The organism is Ruegeria sp. CL5, assembly GCF_056536485.1.
This window is the reverse complement of the sequence record NZ_JBQFPS010000003.1, coordinates 159,119-175,913: the sequence shown is the minus strand read 5'-3', so window position 1 is coordinate 175,913 and position 16,795 is coordinate 159,119. Positions and strand designations below refer to the sequence as shown.

Sequence of the window (16,795 nt, the reverse complement as noted above, 5' to 3'; positions counted from 1 at the left end):
TTCATGTCTGTGCCGGTTTAACCACGGCGATTGAAATGTTGTCCTGATCCGGGTCTGCTTTGGCCTTCAGCGCCTGAAGAAGCGCGTCGGCGATATCGCGGGCCGGAGATTGATTATGAGTGCGCAGCAAAGTCTCGATCTCGGTGTTATCGAGATATTGCAGTCCATCACTGCCAAGGATCAGAATATCTGCCGGCACCAGATCTAAAGGCTGTTCCGGGCAATCAACCTTCGGGATTGCAGCGCCCATGATGACCGAGGTCAGCTGGTTGCGATCCGGATGCATCTGCGCCTCTTTTGCGCTGAGCAGACCCTGTGCGATCTGCGCATCGATCATCGGGGCCATCGAGTGGTCCTCGTTGATCTGTGACAGGGTATCATCGCGAAACAGATACAAGGGGCTATCCCCGATCGAAATCCAAAAGACCCGCTGTTCCAACATCAGCATGCCCAGAAGGGTAGAGCCCAAGTTGACCTTGTTCTCTTCGCCATGGCTGGCGATTGCGGCGTTAGCCTGCATTGCGGCCATCGGCAGAGCGTCGAGCAGTGCGCTCTGAACAAGGTCAGGCTCATCCAACTGGGCATCCATCGCGTCGCGCCAGGCAGAAATTATCAGCTGCGAGGCAACTTCACCCGCATCATGGCCACCCATACCATCGGCAACGACGACGTATCCTGCATCCGCCGTATCAGAGACCCGTGCGGCAATCGCGTCTTCCTGCGAGTCGCGCTGACCCTGGTCGAGGATCAGGGCAATATCATATGCAGGGGTCGCCAGCATTAATCGGCATCCCGCCAGTCAAAGCCATCATCGCAGAAGGCCATGAAACGGATCGATGTCTCGCTGATGCGGATAGAGTCTCCGTTTGACAGGGCAATGGTGCTCAGCACGGGTTTGCCATTCAGACGGACCAGATTGGCCTTGCCGCCATGACCCAGATAACATTTCCGATCCTCAGGATCATAGGCGATAACAGCATGGTTGCTGCGCGAGATTCCGGTATCTCCGAAATCCAGCTGAATAGCTTGATCATCGTTCCGGCCGATCTGCATCAACCCTTCGGTTAATGTGATTGCGGCACCTCGGCCCGGACCGGCGGTTACAACCAACCATCCGACAGGGAAAGTTTGTTGCACGGCCTCGGCTTTTGCGACAGGTTCGGATGTTTCCATCAAGTCCTGAACATGCGTGTCTGCCCGTTCAAAACCCAGGAAAGTGGTCTTCACACGCGAACGCCGGTCTTCTGAAGGCGCGGCTGGCGCTTCAGGTTCAGTCACTTCTACAACCGAGACAGCCTCCGGTTCGGGTGCGGGCTCAGGCTCCGCAATTGCTTCTATCTCAGCTTGGGCTTCAAAGGCTTCCTCAGGCTCCGCAGTCGCAATTTCCGCGACGGCGGCGAGTGTCTTGTCGTCCTCGGCTTCATCCTCAGTGCTGAGATGAAGCGTCACGATTTGCTCGTCTTCGTCTTCAGCTTCCTGCAAGTCAGACGCTTCTTCTTCCACAATTTCTTCAACGATCTGATCTTCTTCGAACTCCGGCATAGGCTCTTCCGGGATCAATTCGTCAGATTCTTCATAGTTGTCTGAGCTCACGTTGCCACCAGCCAGTGCAGCGCGCAGCGCGTTGAAGTCGGCAATTGGCTCAGGCTTTTCGTCCTGTACTACGTCTGCTTCTACCGCTTCATCTTCTTTCGGTTTGCCGGCACCCTCGAGAAGCCGGCTAAGAGGGCTTTTGTATTTAAACATGGTGACGACACCTTCTTTGTTTTCTGTTGCGGGGATCAGCCCGCAGGATGGCTACTAACCGCTGCCTAAAAGGGCAGAGGCACTATTGAATAAGAAACAGGGAAACTCTTACTTCGCGACGGTCCGGTTCCCGACGGGGCGACGATGGAGATGCCGCCCCCAGTACACACACTGGCGATTTTCACATAAACCGGTTCAATTACTCCTGCGTTAGCTGCATAACCGCAGTGCCTTCTCCGCCATTGCGCAGTATGATCAAGCGCGCCTGGGGCTGATTGTCGGAAGCAAGAACAGCGAGAACGTCATCAAGACTTTCTGGCTGGTCGAGTGTAGTACCTGTCTGCGCTTCACGCAGAACAACATCACCTTTTTGTAAGCCCCCCACGCCGTTCTCCGGGACAGAGGCGACAACGGTTTGCCACCCCGCGTCACCTGCATGATGGGCTTTGAAAGTGTATCCGTTCTGCAATCCAAACATTCGGTGAGCAGGCAGTGCCAAAAGCCCGTTTTGTGCACGCGTCTGACCCAGTTCACGATAGCGCGCCGCAACACGGATATACCCGTCCGGATCGACCGAGAAATTATCCAGAACCTGTGAAACCAGAGTTGCGTCCGGGCGGATCGGCTCGCTGTTGAGTCTAAAGATCGTGGTCCCACGCTTCACCCAGTCGCCGATGACAGCCGTGTTCAGGTTCGCGTCGACATCATTGATCGCAATGACACTGCCTGTCGCACTGCGACGTTTGGAAATATCAAAGGGTACTTCAATATCCCAATGTCCAAAGGCCACTTGATTTTCCGCCAAAGTCACCGGTTCTGAAGTGTTCTCATCGTTCAGTGCTGTCTGTACCGCAGCCTCTTCGGCTTCATCTGAGGGAGCGGGTTCCGCGTCAACTGCAGCGGGCGCCTCTGATGCCACTTGTGTTTGCTCGACAGGATCTTCCTGTTTGGTTTCTGTTTCGACAACCGGTTCTGCCTGTGCATCTTCTGGGTCTGCCGCTACGACCTCAGGCTCTGTGGCCGAGATAGTTTCAACCTGTTGCGGTTCGGTCTGGGAAACTGCGGCCTGCTCGATCGGCTCCGGCGTTGCCTCGATGGAGTCGGGTGTTACCTGAGTTGCCTCATGTGTCGGCTGATCACTTGACAACATGAAGTACCCACCGGCTGCCAACGCCGCCGCGACGACAACGGCACCTGCTATTACCTTGCCACTGCCACCTGAACCGCTTTTGATAACAGTATCTACTGCTGCGACGGCTTCGTCTTTGGGTGCAAATTTTGCGAGATCGTCTTCGGATTTTTCCTCATTGCCAAGCGCCAGATCAGAGTTCCCTGCAAGCAAGGCAGTCACAACAGCTTCGGCATTCTCGCTTTCCGCTTTGATCCGTTCTTTTTCGGCCTGCTCGTCTTTACGATCCATGCCTACAATGACCGAGACCGGGCGGTAGGCGAAACTGTCGAACATCACCCCGGGACCACGGAACATGCGCAACCAGTCCAACGCGGTTTGTAAGCGGTCAGGGGTGTGAACCTCCATCGCCTTATCAATCGCCTCAAGGAATCCATCGGGATAGCCTTTGAAACGTCCGGCTAGCGGGATGTATGGGTCGTCTTGTCCGTTGTTGAATGCGTTCAGACGTGTCTGACCATCAATCGGCCGCTCGCCACCAATCGCGTGATACAGGGTTGCAGCAAGCACATAAAGATCACTGCTAGGCCCTTGTTCCGCCCCACGCACGTAAAATTCGTGTGGTGAATACCCATCCTTGATCACGCGCAACGTTAACAGGGCCGCCGATTTGTTCGCTGCCTGTTCGCGTGCTGCGCCAAAGTCGATCAGGACAGGCTCGCCATTTTCGTCAATCAGGATATTGTCCGGCGATATGTCGCGATGCAACATGCCGCTTTGGTGAATGAACGACACCGCAGAAAGCATCTTTTCGGTGACCTGAACGATGAAATCAGGCCCGCTTTTGTTGTCAGGATTTTCGACATAGTCCAACAGATCGCAGCCACGGATCAGGTCCATTGCGATATAGGCGGTGTTGTTGTCTTCAAACACCTGATGCACGTCGACAATGTTTGGGTGGACTAGCCGCGCGTGGTTGCGCGCTTCCTGAATAAACAGATCGATAATAGCGCGAAGGTCATCTTTGTGGTCGGGGTTGGCGGCTTCGACCAGATCACCATTCCGCTGACAAAGCGCGCCAGGATAGCATTCCTTGATGACAACATCGCGATCCAGACTATCGCGTGCGAGATAGGTTATACCAAATCCACCGTTGCTTAGAAAACGGAGAATTTCATACTGACCGCGCAGCAGCTTCGCGCCTGGCTGCAATCCTTCGATCTGAGGTTCGTCGTGCGTTGTGCCGACAGCCTGGTTGTGGCTCATTTCTTCCCGCCCATTCTACTCGTTTTTTGCGGCTTAGATAACCAGGGCTTTAGCCCGCGAACTCACAACCAAACACAACCGCAGGACACTTTAGAAGGTTAGACGTTTCAAATTTGACTTTATTTGGGCCACCTGATGGCTTCACTAAGGATCAAAAATTCAGAAATCGCACATATAGTAACTCCTAGCACTTTGCATACAATATAGTGTATTCCTAAGGTGAGCTAATCGGATTCTATAACTTCAAAAACCGCGCTTGGTCCACAAAATCGAAACAATAGCGCGGTGATTCCGATCCTTTCGAATCGCTGCGTTGCGGCTCAATTATTGCGGGAAAAACTTACGTTCCGGTTTTCGGAGGGGCAGACGCGACCGAGCTGCCGGCCCATGCAAGGTTATCGCTAAGCTGTGCAAGGATGCTGATCGCGTCTTTGAGAGGTGCATCGCCACTCTCGAATTGTAGTAGCAACAGCAGGTCGGTTGCCTTTTCGAACTCAGCCGGAATCCAATCAGCCTCGGGGTCGATTTCGGATCCGGATGCCAACCTCTCGGCAAAATCCTCAACAATTTCCTGACAACTTTGCAGAAAGGCCGCAGGCTCAATATCCGAGCTTTCACGCAGGTCGTTGTAGATACTGGCTATGGCTGCAAGCCAATCTTCAAGAATTGGATTATCCAGAGGGGGCAGGGCGGTTTCTAAGCTTGATTGGACCGCAAAGCCATCAGCCTTAGCGTCACGTTCTTCTTCAACCCCCGTGAGTTCTTCCATATAAGGCAGAAATTCTTCGACCAAGTCCTTCTGAGCCGCTTCAAGATCATGGCGTCGATGGTCAGACGCAACACTTAGTACCTGTTCGGCCAAATTTTGGCCGCCACAGGTCTCCCAAAGATCAAAGTCAGGCTCGGGTTCCTGCTCCATTGCACGCACGGCAACCGGCGTGCCAATGGGTACAACCGCACGGAACAGATCACCTTTTTCTTTATTCAGTCGGGCAACAACCCGATCCAGTGAATCCCGAACCGGAGGCAAGTCGGCGTGGGTTACGGCCAACAAGCTGTTATCGCGCAGCTTCTGTGGCACCTGCGCCCACAAGTGCCGTTCAGTTTCGCGCCAGGCGTTGGTTCCGTTGGTACACCAAATGGCGCAGTCCACATACTCCAGCAATCCCAGTGTCTGCTTGTATGTATCATCCAAAGCACCGGCACCGGGCAGGTCGAATAGCGAGATCTCTTGTAGGGCAGGGGTATTCAACCCGACCGAGATGAAATCAGGTTCGTCAGCTGCGGCTTTTTCCAGCGCAATCCCTGAGTAGACCTTGGGTTCTTTGTCCCACCAACCAACGGTGGTTTCAGGTGTATCAGCGTAAGCGACGATAACCAGCGGCAGTTTCAGATGCTGCGGCCCGGTGGGCAGAATGTCAGCACCCGCAAGCATGTTCGCAAGGCTGGACTTCCCGGCGCCAAATTCCCCGGCAAAACCGATGGACACCGCGTTCGAAAGCCGCTCGGCATGAGCCAAGGCGCGGGAACGCATATCGTCCAGCTCAACCGACGAAGGGGCGCTTTCAGTTGCGGTCAGGAAACGCTCTAACTGGCGCACTTCCTTCTCGGTTCCGGGGAATTCAATCATTCTGCGGCCTTTGCCTGTCGAGTGTCCACGGGTGCGGTTCCATGTACCGCACCCAGTTCATCGCTGATGCGGCGGGCCTGGTCAACCGCACGTTGAGCGTCGGCACGAGCATTTGTATCGTCGGTTCCGGCGCGATGTTCCAGATGTCCGGCAAGTAGTGCCAAATAGTGATCCAGCACCGTTTGCATGCGTTCGATCAGATCGATTCTGGCGGTATCCACCAGATCGTCACCAATCATCTCGAATTCCTGTACGATCATTCTTTCCGCTCGGTTCAGAACGCTGCGGCGCGAAATCAGTCGCGATAGCCATGTCACACGCAGTTCGACCGTAATTCCCCGCGTCAATGCACTGGTGTCTGGTCTGAACCAACGCACTGCGCTGGTATTCATGCGATTGTCCACCGGCTCCTGCCAACCAGGCAGGGCACGCAGGGCAGCATTGCTTTGCATGTCGATCGCATAGAGCTCACTAAGCATGCGTTGACGCACCACCTGAGTCGCGCCTTGAACAAGCTCTCGCATCCGCTCACGCAGCGGCGTGAAATTCAACTCGGTATCACCGTCTTTGGTCAACAGAGGGGATTGGCCATCGGGACCACGTACGACAATCGAAACGGCCTCGGCAACCGTGTCGTCCATTACGCCACGCAGATTGGCAAGCACGTCATCCATATCGTTGGTGATCGCCTGGGATTTCTCTGCAATCAACGCGCGCAGATCTGTAAGTGTCTTGTTATTTTCTTCAACATCTGCAGTATCAGGCCAGTCCTGCTCTTCAATCGCACGGAGCCTCGCGTTGCTGCGCTCAAGCTCGCCCTGAGCAAAGCTGTTGAGGTGCTGCCAAGCCATATTGAGTTGTTCCTGACGTGGGCCTTCCGTCAGAGCTTTGGTCACATGGCGGCGCAAATCGGGCAGGCCCGACGCGATCATTGCGGCAAAACGCAATACGCCTTCGCGGCTGATAGGGCCGGGGCCTTGCTTAATCTCTTCAACGCCATCCAGGTATTGCTTCATCTGCTCAGGATGAGCCCGAAGCCAAGCGAGTATCTGATCGTGGTCAATGCCGGTTTCATCACCGGTCAGGGCGTAATGCGCCCATTGGGCGCTGCCCATCAGGACATCGATATCCGAATTACCTAATGCATTCTCAAGCCCGTCCAACACATCAGCGCGCACCTTCGTGGCATCCTCGGCACCGCCGCCCAATTCATCGACACGGTTGATGAAAACCACAATCTGACCAAGCTCTAGCGCTTGCATCAAACGGAACAATTTCAGATCCGCGAGAGACAACGCCTGATGCGCCGAAAGCACCACCACAAAGAAATCTGATTCCTTGAGGTATTGGCGCGAAATTTCCTCGCGGATCAGCAGCGGGTCATTGACACCCGGTGTATCGGTAACGGTTACCGGATACGGGAAATGGCCGATGTCAAAATAGACTTCGGCCTTGCGGGTGATATCGCTATAAAGACCTCGGTCCGAACCGGGATCATGTTCCCCTTCATCCGTTGGGTCATCTCCGGCACAAACATATCGTGCCAGATCGTCTGATGTTAGTTCATCGAGATCGTGATGCTGGCCCAACAAGTGTTTGTAGCTATCACCAAGACGCAGCTTGGCGCGGGTTTTCATCGCCTCAACCTGCTCTTCGATCATCTCGCGTTTATAGCTGTCTTCCTCGTCCGGGAACATATTGCGCAGCTCTTCACCTTCAGCGATCAGAGCTTGCCATTGGCGATTGTCGAAGAAGTGAAATTCGGCACCCGATTTCCTGCCGGATGGATGGCCGAAATGCATATCGGTGATCACAGTTGTCCAAGGGTTCACGTCTGAGGGTAGATATTCCGCCTGCCCGGTGAAACCATTGATCAAGCGAGATTTGCCAGCCTTGATCTGGCCTACGAAGGCGATCGAAGGCTTGAGGTTCGACAGATCGTCAACAATGCGTGAGATGAAATGACGTGTTTCGTCATTGCTCATCCCATTCATGTCTTCTGCGATGCGAATAAGCTCGCGGCGGTTTAACTCACTCATAAGATTTACCCTGGTAACTCGTATTTATCATCTAGCTTTGCAAAATGGACACTATTTGGCAGGAACGCGGTCATTCGACGGCGTTTTTCAAAGATTTCCACAGGTTGACAGCAGCGCCCAGCTTACGGGTGTCATGAAACGCGGCTGCAACGTCCTCTTCATCGCGCAGGATCGCAAGGCCAACACCTTGACCCCCGGATGGTCGCATTACGATCAATTGCGGCTCTGACAGTATGTTAGATACATCTGCTTGCCAGCCGAGGAGATCTTTGGTGAAACGCGCCAAAAGGTTTTCGTCTGGATGCGCAGGCTGCTCTTCGGAACAAAGCCCATCAAATTTGACCTCACCGCTAATCAAAAAGCGTCCCAAAGCAAAGCGTTCAGAACCTTCATAGAATGCATCAGTGATCCCTGATGGGCTCTGTTGATCCGTTTCTGGTTCAGGTTCAGGGGTGGCATCCGGAACAATCGTCATACGCCGCTCGTCCGGTAGATCAATATTTCCGCAAGCCGCCTCCACCTCAGAAAAGGTTATGCCCACATCATCCGCTTCAAGCGCCGAATCCGGTCTGAGCGAAATCAACTCTAAAGGGCCGGGGGCGATCGCGATGTCAGAAACCAGTTGGGCCAGTCGGCCCGTCAAGTTTTCACGGGCATCGGTTTCAAAATCGGGTAAAGGCCCCGAAACACAGCGAAAGACATCGGTGATCCGAGAGCTGTTCACTTCAACCGCCAGCATTCCTCCGTCGGCCGCCTTGAACTCTAGCCTCCTTGGCAGGATCGTGCCGCGAATAGCGTTCAGTACCTCACCTCGTCTTGCCTTCGCAGTTTCGCCCGACAGATATACTGCGGGAGATAAGCGCGCGACCGAAGATTGCCCGATTTCTTCGAGCAATTCGAGTATTTCGCCATCCATCATACCGCGAACCCCCTCTGGTTCCGTCTATACCGCAGCAGCCACCGAGCTGAGGCTGAGATGTGATTTTGTAAGCGCAAGCCCGGTATTCGCACTGTCGCGACAGATATAGCAGACAACGTGATCCGGGTATTTCGGCGTTCTCAGAAAGATATGTATACGATCATTGGCGAACACCGCGATTTCCCCAAATCCGGGGTGTTCCGTTTCATCTATCTGTGCCGTGCGCAACAATTCCTCAAAGCCTTTTGTACCCCGGCTTTGAAACAGGTTAGCAACTGAAAGCGCCAGATTTTCTAAAGCATCTGAACTCTCTCGGTCTGCAGCATCAATGCCCAACAGCATCCCTGTTTCCATATCAACATACCCGGCTGCAACGCAGTCGGGTATGGTCTCGATGGCCGAGGCTAAGGCGGATTCTATCGACATTCAGATATCCACCTCAAAGAATGTTTCAGATCGCATGCCATTCTGCTCCACCGTTTTTGCGCGCTTCCGCCACCGGTCGCATGCTGGCTTCGCTATTGCGAGAGGTGTGCTCCAGCGCAATCTGATCATACTCGGACAAAAACGCAGCAAAAGCGCTTTTCAAGCCTTGGGCATCATCAGGCAGACTTTCCCGCGCTACGATCTCTCTCCACATCGCAGATGCGCTGAGTGGCGATTCCGAGGGCAGACCGCTTGGATCGGCTGCTTGTTCTTCAGACGCTTCTTCATTCGATTTCGCTTCGCCACTCAATTCAACCACTTTGGCTGGCGTGAGAGAGTTTGATTCCGGTTCCGGCTCGTATTCTTCTGTAGATTCCTCAGATTGCTCAGAAAGCAATGACGTAATCGACGAGATAGACACTTCGATGTCCGAACCCGAGCTCTCCTCATCGACCAAAGTCTCCTCGGATGTCGAGGCTTCTACCGTTGCATCTTGTTCATCTTCGGGACCGAGAATAATTAACTCCGCATCCTCTTGGTCCTCTTCTTCATCCATGAAAGCAAACTCATCGACGTCATGGGTCGGGTTCGCCAAAAGATTCAGATCCAGCGGGTCATCGGATTGTTCTGAGAATACGGAGCGCAGATCTTCATCAGCTGGTTCTGCTTCAGAGGTCATTTCGGCGCGCATCCGTTCTGCCTCGTCCACGTCAATTCGCGGGCGCTCAGCCTCTTCTGAGCGGCGTTCGACGCGGGCAGGGCGGATGGGAAAGCTTGTGACAACATCACTGTTCGCTTCAGCCGGAGTGTCAGCCAGCGGATCCTGATGCACCAACGGCACATCTTCCATTCGGCTTTCCAGATGCAAATGGCTCACTTTTGGTGCTTCGGACAGGGATTTATCAATTTGATAGCGGGCTAGCATATCCGCTCGCTTGTCCATAATCTGCTCGGTGATCTCCAGGAAACTGTCGACCATCTTACCACCACCGCTGCGTGACCAAAGTTCGGCATCACCGGTTTTGTCACGGGCCATGATGGCATCACGGGCCGAGAAAAGGATCGTGCGATTGAACAAATGACCCGCTTCGCGATTTACGCGGCGCAAGACCTTTTGCCTGTCTTTCTGATTCAAAGCATCCGCACGTGTCACCAGCAGCAGCGATTTATGCTGCAGCCTTTCCGGCAGCGAAACCCAGGTGGCACGTTCAGTCTCGCGCCAGGCTTGGGTCGAGTGGGTGCACCACAACACACCATTGGCTTGGCCAACTGCACGCTGCCAGACATCCGTCGAAATCTTCGGGTCCGAAATGCCGGGTGTGTCGATCAAGTCGACCGCCTCAAGAATATCGGCCTCAAGGAAGATGCGAATGAACTGAGCGTCATTGACACCAACCTGTTCAAGCTGATCCAACTCGATATTCTGCGTACTGCCATCATGGCGTTTGATATAAGCGGGTCGATTGCCCCAGCTGAACCAAATCGGCGGCAGCTGCGTGGCTGTGACCTGCGTTGGCAGTGCCTGTTTGCGTAGCAGGAAATTCATCAACGTCGATTTGCCTGCACTGAATTCTCCCATGAGCGCAAACACAGGTTTGCGGCGGGACCACTGCTCTATGCGGTTCCATGTCTTGGGAGAGACGAAGCGGGTTTGTAAATTTTTTACCATAACTCTTCTTATGCTGCTTCGTTACTAAGGTCTTTCAGGATATCGCCAAGAATGTCGTCACGCGATTTCTGTGGCTTCTGCTCGGCGATCTGTGCCGCAGCCCTGTCAGGTGAATGCGAGATGCTGAGCAACGTATCTTTCTGCTCGACCATAAAGTCGGTCAGCGTAGCACGCACATTCTCCAGCACGGCGGCAATCTGGTTCTCCTCGATATCTTTGGTGATCGAGTTCGCCTCAGACGCGATCAAGCGCGTGTAGTCTGCGGCATAGGCCTCGAAGCCCTTTCGGCGTTGCCACCATCGGCGCCACCAAGTGCTTTGCAGGTCCAGCGCGATAGTGCGCCCAATCCCGAGTGGCGGAGGCACGCGTGGCACGATCGGAGCTTCGATATTGAATTCACCCAAATGGTTGCCCAATAGTTTCTGGTACAGAGCCTCAACATCCGCCGCAGCAGCCGAATACAGCGCACCGGCTTCCTTGCGCATCGAACGGGCAAAGCTGAAATATGCGGCTTTCTGCAAAGTTCTTAGCCCGGCCGGGTCATATTGCCATGTACCCTGCTCTCCATTTTGCTCAAGATGTGAGATCAGAGAATCGGTCGCGCGCTTGACAAAATTCGCTTCTGCCGAGGCAAGTCGCTCCAGTACCTTGTCGCGCAGTTTGGTTGTCAGCTCGGAAGCTTTCTTTTCGTATTCGGCTGTAACCCTCGCAATCGCGTCTTCTGGCGACGCACCATCTAAATCCCGAACAATTCCATCCGAGTTTGATAAGGTCTTAGCAACAGCTGTCGCCCGAATCTGACTGGCGATATTGCGCGCCCGATGCCGGACGCGATCCAGAAGCCGCGTTCCGGCGCCTTCGGCAATACGCTCATTCATCGCGAGCAACAAATCGGGCAGGCCGGAAAGCGCCCAGATCTTGTCGAGTGACGCCGCCTGATCGCCGAATCCGGCAGCCAGGTAGAAAGTGTTCAATGCCTCGCGCGATTCTTCTGTCAGAATGTCCGGGTTTCCAGTGAGAGCGGCCTCAGCCCACAGGGCGCTGCCAAAGACAACGCTTGTGTTGGCGTCAATGTTGTTCTGCTTCAGGGTGTCCTGGATGCGATCGCGAATCTCGGGGACCTGATTGACCGGGTCAGACAATTCATCAATCCGGTTCACAAACAGAATGATCTGCCGGTTTTCGAACTGAGCGATAATACGCATCAGCGCCATATCCATCGTGGTCAGTGCCTGGCTTGCAGCCAATACAACTATGCAAACCTCCGACCCTCGCAGGCTGCGCAAAGTGATCTGTTCGCGCACCATGAATGTATCGTTCACGCCCGGCGTATCGCAAAGCTTAAGCGAAATCGGATATTGCGGGATATCCATAAACAGTTCTGCCGATTTCGTCACATCCGCAAAACGACCCGTCTTTGGGTCGATATCTGGGTCATCCTCATCCCCAAGACAGACATACCGTTGGACAAGTTCATCATCGAAATAGTCATACTGGTGACTTTGACCAAGGATCAGGTCGAAGTGTTTGCCCAACCTTTGCTCGGACTTAGACTTCATCTCCCCGATCTGACGGCGGATGTCATCCATCTCATCATCAGCACCAGCACGGTTCGCGAGTTCGCCCAGGCGACCGCCGCCAACCATCAGGTTGTCCCATTCTTCCTGCTCGAAAAAAGTAAACTTGGACTTGGTGCCCCCTTCAGTCCGGGTATTGATATTCAGCGTGGTCACCACAGACGTCCATGGGTTCACATCCGAGGGTAGCAGATTTGGTCGCCCCGCCAGAATGTTGACGATGGACGATTTCCCGGCCTTTACCTGCCCCACCATTGTGACGCTGGCCGAGAAATTCTCCATTTTAGTCTTGAGCGCAGCGAGCCGCGCGGAAGAACGCGCATCCGCCACCTCTGTCAGTTGGTCGATCTGCGTCGTCAACGAAGTCATTGTCTCTGTCATTTCGGACAGAGCCTCGTTTCCTACAGACAGAAGGTGGTCGTTACGCGCCATGGTTAGCCTCCGGTACCTGTTGCGGCAAATTGGTCCCCTGCCCCGTCCGGCAGGCTCGCAAGCGTGTCGATGCGCGCGATAAGGTCCAATGCGTTACCGAGGATCACAGCCTCGGTTTGCGGTGAAATTGATTCATATGCGAAGGAATCAGCAAGCACTTCGATAGAACTGAAGCCTTCCCCATTTTCCAGGCAGGCGACACGGCGCCCCGTTGGAAAATCTTCTGATTTGTTTGCCGGCAAAGGCATTCGGGCATTCGCCAGCAAATAGCGATTGCCCGAATGGGTTTTGAGCGCAACGCCGAAACCCGTGCCAGGATGCTGGCGGTTCAGTGTTTTTAGCTCGCCGATAAAACTTTCTCGGGCAAGACTTACAACGTCCTGCTCGGAAGCAGCGGATTTGATCAGGTTGGTCACGACAGAGACCCTTGTTCTGGAGTTGAGCAGAAACTCGCACGGTGCCAGAAGGCAAAAAGACTCATTAACTCCTGCGTTCAATCAATTACGATTTCCGCGGTGTTATTTTGACGCGAATAGGATATTTTGGCGTTTGAAATGTGGCACAAATAAGGTGGCGGACCTCATAAATACCTCAACCTATAAGAGAATGCCTGAAAAGCACGCACCAACTGGACCCGTAACCGATTCCAATACTGACAACTCTAATCTGGTGCGCTGGATCAGAATAGAGCTTCAAAATATCTTATAATCATTTGTTTTTTTTAAAAATTAATCGATCCCCCTCAATAGGTGTAACTTTGCTTAAATTTCCTTCAGGCTACTCACACAACACCCAATATTTCACTCTGGCGACCCTTCGCCCACAAACCTCGTGGTGAACTCAACTTATAGGTGCAACACACTTACGATCAAAAAAAGGTCCACAAGTTCACCTTTTGGAAACAATAATAATGTCAAGATTGAGCCTATTCTGACATCTCGACGAACAGAAAATCTCTGCACTTTGATCTAAATAAACCCGCCCTTCAAAGAGATTTCCTTTTCGACGGATTGCCACTTCGGACTTGCACTCGATTCTCAGGAGTTTGGATGAAGTGCAATTCGACGTCTTATTGTTTCTCGTATGGCGATAATAATCTTGTGTATTGTCGCACTTTACCTCTCGCGCTCCCTCAAAAGCTTTGCTATTGAGCGCCTCGTCGCGATGCTTTGGCATCGGGTTGCGGGTGTGGCGAAATTGGTAGACGCACCAGATTTAGGTTCTGGCGCCGCAAGGCGTGGGGGTTCAAGTCCCTCCACCCGCACCACAAAACTTCACAGAATCGATTCGTTGCTCTGACGTTGGGTCGGTCAAACTCAAACGCCGTATCGTGCCATAAACATATCGACCGCCTGCATAGCAACCTCGTCAATCTCGCTTTGGCTGAAACTGTTTTGGATACCAAAAGCGGCCCGTCCCCATAGCCTTACCTTACACAGCTCCGAAAACTGCTCGGCCGCAATATTGACGTCTTCGACAGCCAACTCTCCTTTTGCGACCGCTTTGGTCAGATACTCTGCCATCTGCCGCCGACCATTCTGAGGGCCCGCTTCAAAAAAGGCCTTACCGAGTTCCGGGAACCTGTCTCGCTCGGCGACGCAAATGCGAAAGACTTGCTGCGCAAAGTCTGAGACCAGAAATGCAGTAAGCTGAGTTGCTGCAATTGTTAGCACCTCGCGCGCAGGTTTGGTCTCGTCAATCATTGACAGGATACGCTCGGACATTAACCGGCATTCAGTCTGGGCGACTTCGGTGAACAACAGACGCTTGTCGGGGAAGTAGCTATAGAGCGTCGCCTTCGACACGCCCGCTGATCGCGCAATGTCATCAACGCTCGCGCCTTCGAACCCATCCGCCATGAACACCTCGCGCGCCCCGCGCAAAACCTGATCAAATTTTCGGCCTGTACGCAGGATGGCGGCGGCTTGAGTCATGATGTCTCCTGAATGCGATATTCTACAACACTATAAACCGTTCGGTTCAGTTTCAACGCATTTCAACCGGATCGCAGTATTGTCACAACGTTTAACCGGCAAGAGTAGCTTATGCCGAGCGTCGCCCTTGCGACCCCGGCCTTTCATGCTAACACACAGCCATGGTTGAGATCTTTCTGCGCACACTGCCCTTCTTCGCAATCATCGGTCTGGGATTTTGGGCCGGTCGCAGCCGTTTTTTCCCGCCCGAGGCAACTGCCTATCTGACCAAATTCGTATTTTTCTTCGCCTTGTCTGCAATGCTGTTTCGATTTGCAGCCACCCTGCCCTTTGCCGAGATCTTCAATGGTCGCCTTGTAATCGGATATTTGATTGGAACAGCGGGCGTCTACGCACTGGCAACTGTTGTCGCCTATCTGCGCGGATTGGATATTCCGACGGCTGCCGTTGAAGCTCAATGCGCCGCGATCGGCAATGTGGGGTTCCTGGGCTTGCCAATGCTGGCGCTCTTGTTTTCTGAAGCGGCCATAGGACCCGTGATGCTGGTTCTAACCGTTGATCTTGTTGTGTTTTCCTCTCTGATCGTGATTTTGATCAACGGTGGTCGAGATGGCCGGCCCGGTCTTGCGACGGTGCGCTTGATTGGGGTTGGCTTGCTGAGAAACCCAATGATCTTGTCAATCTCTGCCGGGTTGATCTGGTCGGCATTCAATGTGCCCGTCCCAGCCCCTTTGAACGACTTTCTAACAATTCTGGGGGGTGCAGCGACACCGGGTGCGTTGTTTGCCATTGGCGCGTCACTTGCCGACAAATCGGCGGAACGCATACAGATTGCGGGTTGGCTGAGTTCTAGCAAACTGGTTCTACATCCCCTTTTTGTCGCGATTATGGTGATCTGGCTGATTCCGATTGCATCCTTTCCAGCCATGGTCGCCATCGCGGCGGCGTCTTTACCCGTCGCGGGCAATGTCTACATGCTGGCCGCGCATTACAGAGTGGCCCCACAGCGCGCATCCGCAGCAATCTTACTGTCGACTTTGGCCAGCATCCTGACTGTCCCGCTGGTAATTGGTTGGGTCAGCACCCTCTGATCTTCAAACTTTTCTAATAATCCACCCGCCGGTAGCACTCGCACTTTACGCGGACGCGACAGAGCGATAGCCATGACGCCGAGACAACGTAAGGATCAGAGCGATGGAAACCCTTTCGGAAAATGCCTGTTTTGGCGGTGTGCAAGGCGTCTATCGCCATGCCTCCTCGGCTTGCAAATGTGATATGACATTTGGTCTTTTCCTTCCGACTGAGGCAAAGGACGGCCCGGTTCCGATTTTGTGGTATCTATCAGGCCTGACCTGCACACATGAAAACGCAATGACCAAAGCCGGAGCGCAAGGCTGGGCGGCAGAACAAGGTATTGCTCTAGTGTTCCCGGATACGTCACCTCGCGGAGATGGGGTCGCGGATCATGAAGACTATGACCTTGGTCAGGGCGCGGGATTCTACGTCAACGCCACTCAAAAACCTTGGTCCCCTCACTTCAACATGTGGGACTATGTCGCCGAGGAACTACCTGCGCTTTTGGTAGAGAGCTTTGCAATTGATGCCGACCGCCAGGCAATCACCGGGCATTCGATGGGCGGACATGGTGCATTGACGCTGGCGATGAATCTGCCTGGGCGGTATCGGTCGGTTTCAGCCTTCTCGCCGATTTCAAACCCGATAGGGGCGGATTGGGGTCGCAAGCAACTCAGCGCCTATCTAGGCGATGATGAAGCGGCATGGGCTAAGCATGACGCGTCAGCGATGATGAAAAGCACCGGCTTCAACGGTCCCATCCTGATCGATACTGGTGCAAATGACCAATTCATGGACCTGTTGCGCCCAGAAGCATTGGCGCAGGCAATCGCCGAACGTCGCCAACAAGCCACCTATCGTCTGCAGCCGGGATATGATCATTCCTACTATTTCGTGTCCACCTTCATGGAGGACCACATCACCTTCCACGCCGAAGCATTGTATGGGGAATAA

13 protein-coding genes and 1 tRNA gene are annotated in these 16,795 nt (G+C 53.7%); 3 read left to right on the top strand and 11 right to left on the bottom strand.

All coding sequences use genetic code 11. From position 1 onward, the window contains the following. Nucleotide 1: 1 nt before the first annotated feature. The 10 genes from ACR0IU_RS06965 to ACR0IU_RS06920 all read right to left on the bottom strand — a co-directional run bounded on the left by ACR0IU_RS06965 (nt 2) and on the right by ACR0IU_RS06920 (nt 13,249). Nucleotides 2-781: a PP2C family protein-serine/threonine phosphatase gene (locus ACR0IU_RS06965; RefSeq protein WP_480715732.1), complete on the bottom strand. Its 780-nt coding sequence runs from the start codon at nt 779-781 to the stop codon at nt 2-4. Further along, nucleotides 781-1,746, bottom strand: a complete 966-nt coding sequence (locus ACR0IU_RS06960) for an FHA domain-containing protein (RefSeq protein WP_480653630.1) — start codon at nt 1,744-1,746, stop codon at nt 781-783. Before ACR0IU_RS06960 ends, ACR0IU_RS06965 begins: the two co-directional genes overlap by 1 nt. Nucleotides 1,747-1,945: 199 nt before the next feature. After that, the gene (locus ACR0IU_RS06955; RefSeq protein WP_480715731.1) at nt 1,946-4,141 is read right to left on the bottom strand and encodes a serine/threonine protein kinase; all 2,196 of its coding nucleotides are present in this window, start codon (nt 4,139-4,141) and stop codon (nt 1,946-1,948) included. Between the two features lie 340 nt (nt 4,142-4,481). Beyond that, nucleotides 4,482-5,771, bottom strand: coding sequence for a dynamin family protein (locus ACR0IU_RS06950; protein ID WP_480715730.1), 1,290 nt, complete (start codon nt 5,769-5,771; stop codon nt 4,482-4,484). Further along, the gene (locus tag ACR0IU_RS06945) at nt 5,768-7,810 is read right to left on the bottom strand and encodes a dynamin family protein (protein ID WP_480715729.1); all 2,043 of its coding nucleotides are present in this window, start codon (nt 7,808-7,810) and stop codon (nt 5,768-5,770) included. Before ACR0IU_RS06945 ends, ACR0IU_RS06950 begins: the two co-directional genes overlap by 4 nt. 70 nt (nt 7,811-7,880) lie before the next feature. After that, complete coding sequence (locus ACR0IU_RS06940) at nt 7,881-8,729, bottom strand: hypothetical protein (RefSeq protein WP_480715728.1); 849 nt, start codon at nt 8,727-8,729, stop codon at nt 7,881-7,883. Nucleotides 8,730-8,753: 24 nt separating this feature from the next. After that, complete coding sequence (locus ACR0IU_RS06935; protein ID WP_010441394.1) at nt 8,754-9,155, bottom strand: hypothetical protein; 402 nt, start codon at nt 9,153-9,155, stop codon at nt 8,754-8,756. 25 nt (nt 9,156-9,180) lie between these two features. Further along, nucleotides 9,181-10,824, bottom strand: a complete 1,644-nt coding sequence (locus ACR0IU_RS06930) for a dynamin family protein (protein ID WP_480715727.1) — start codon at nt 10,822-10,824, stop codon at nt 9,181-9,183. Between the two features lie 8 nt (nt 10,825-10,832). Continuing rightward, nucleotides 10,833-12,833 (bottom strand): dynamin family protein, encoded by a 2,001-nt coding sequence (locus ACR0IU_RS06925; RefSeq protein WP_010441391.1) that lies wholly within the window; start codon nt 12,831-12,833, stop codon nt 10,833-10,835. 2 nt (nt 12,834-12,835) lie between these two features. Further along, complete coding sequence (locus tag ACR0IU_RS06920) at nt 12,836-13,249, bottom strand: hypothetical protein (RefSeq protein WP_170474967.1); 414 nt, start codon at nt 13,247-13,249, stop codon at nt 12,836-12,838. Between the two features lie 766 nt (nt 13,250-14,015). Here ACR0IU_RS06920 and ACR0IU_RS06915 point away from each other — a divergent pair. After that, nucleotides 14,016-14,100, top strand: a tRNA-Leu gene (locus tag ACR0IU_RS06915). Between the two features lie 49 nt (nt 14,101-14,149). Here the strand turns inward: ACR0IU_RS06915 and ACR0IU_RS06910 are convergent. Beyond that, nucleotides 14,150-14,767 carry a TetR/AcrR family transcriptional regulator gene (locus tag ACR0IU_RS06910; protein WP_170474907.1) on the bottom strand — a complete coding sequence of 206 codons (618 nt, stop codon included), beginning with the start codon at nt 14,765-14,767 and terminating at the stop codon, nt 14,150-14,152. A 161-nt stretch (nt 14,768-14,928) separates the two neighbouring features. Here ACR0IU_RS06910 and ACR0IU_RS06905 point away from each other — a divergent pair, with 161 nt between their 5' ends. Both ACR0IU_RS06905 and fghA read left to right on the top strand, forming a co-directional pair. Beyond that, nucleotides 14,929-15,858 carry an AEC family transporter gene (locus ACR0IU_RS06905; protein WP_480715726.1) on the top strand — a complete coding sequence of 310 codons (930 nt, stop codon included), beginning with the start codon at nt 14,929-14,931 and terminating at the stop codon, nt 15,856-15,858. Nucleotides 15,859-15,961: 103 nt separating this feature from the next. Continuing rightward, a complete protein-coding gene (fghA, locus tag ACR0IU_RS06900) occupies nt 15,962-16,795 on the top strand; it encodes an S-formylglutathione hydrolase (protein WP_480715725.1) in 834 nt (277 codons plus the stop codon).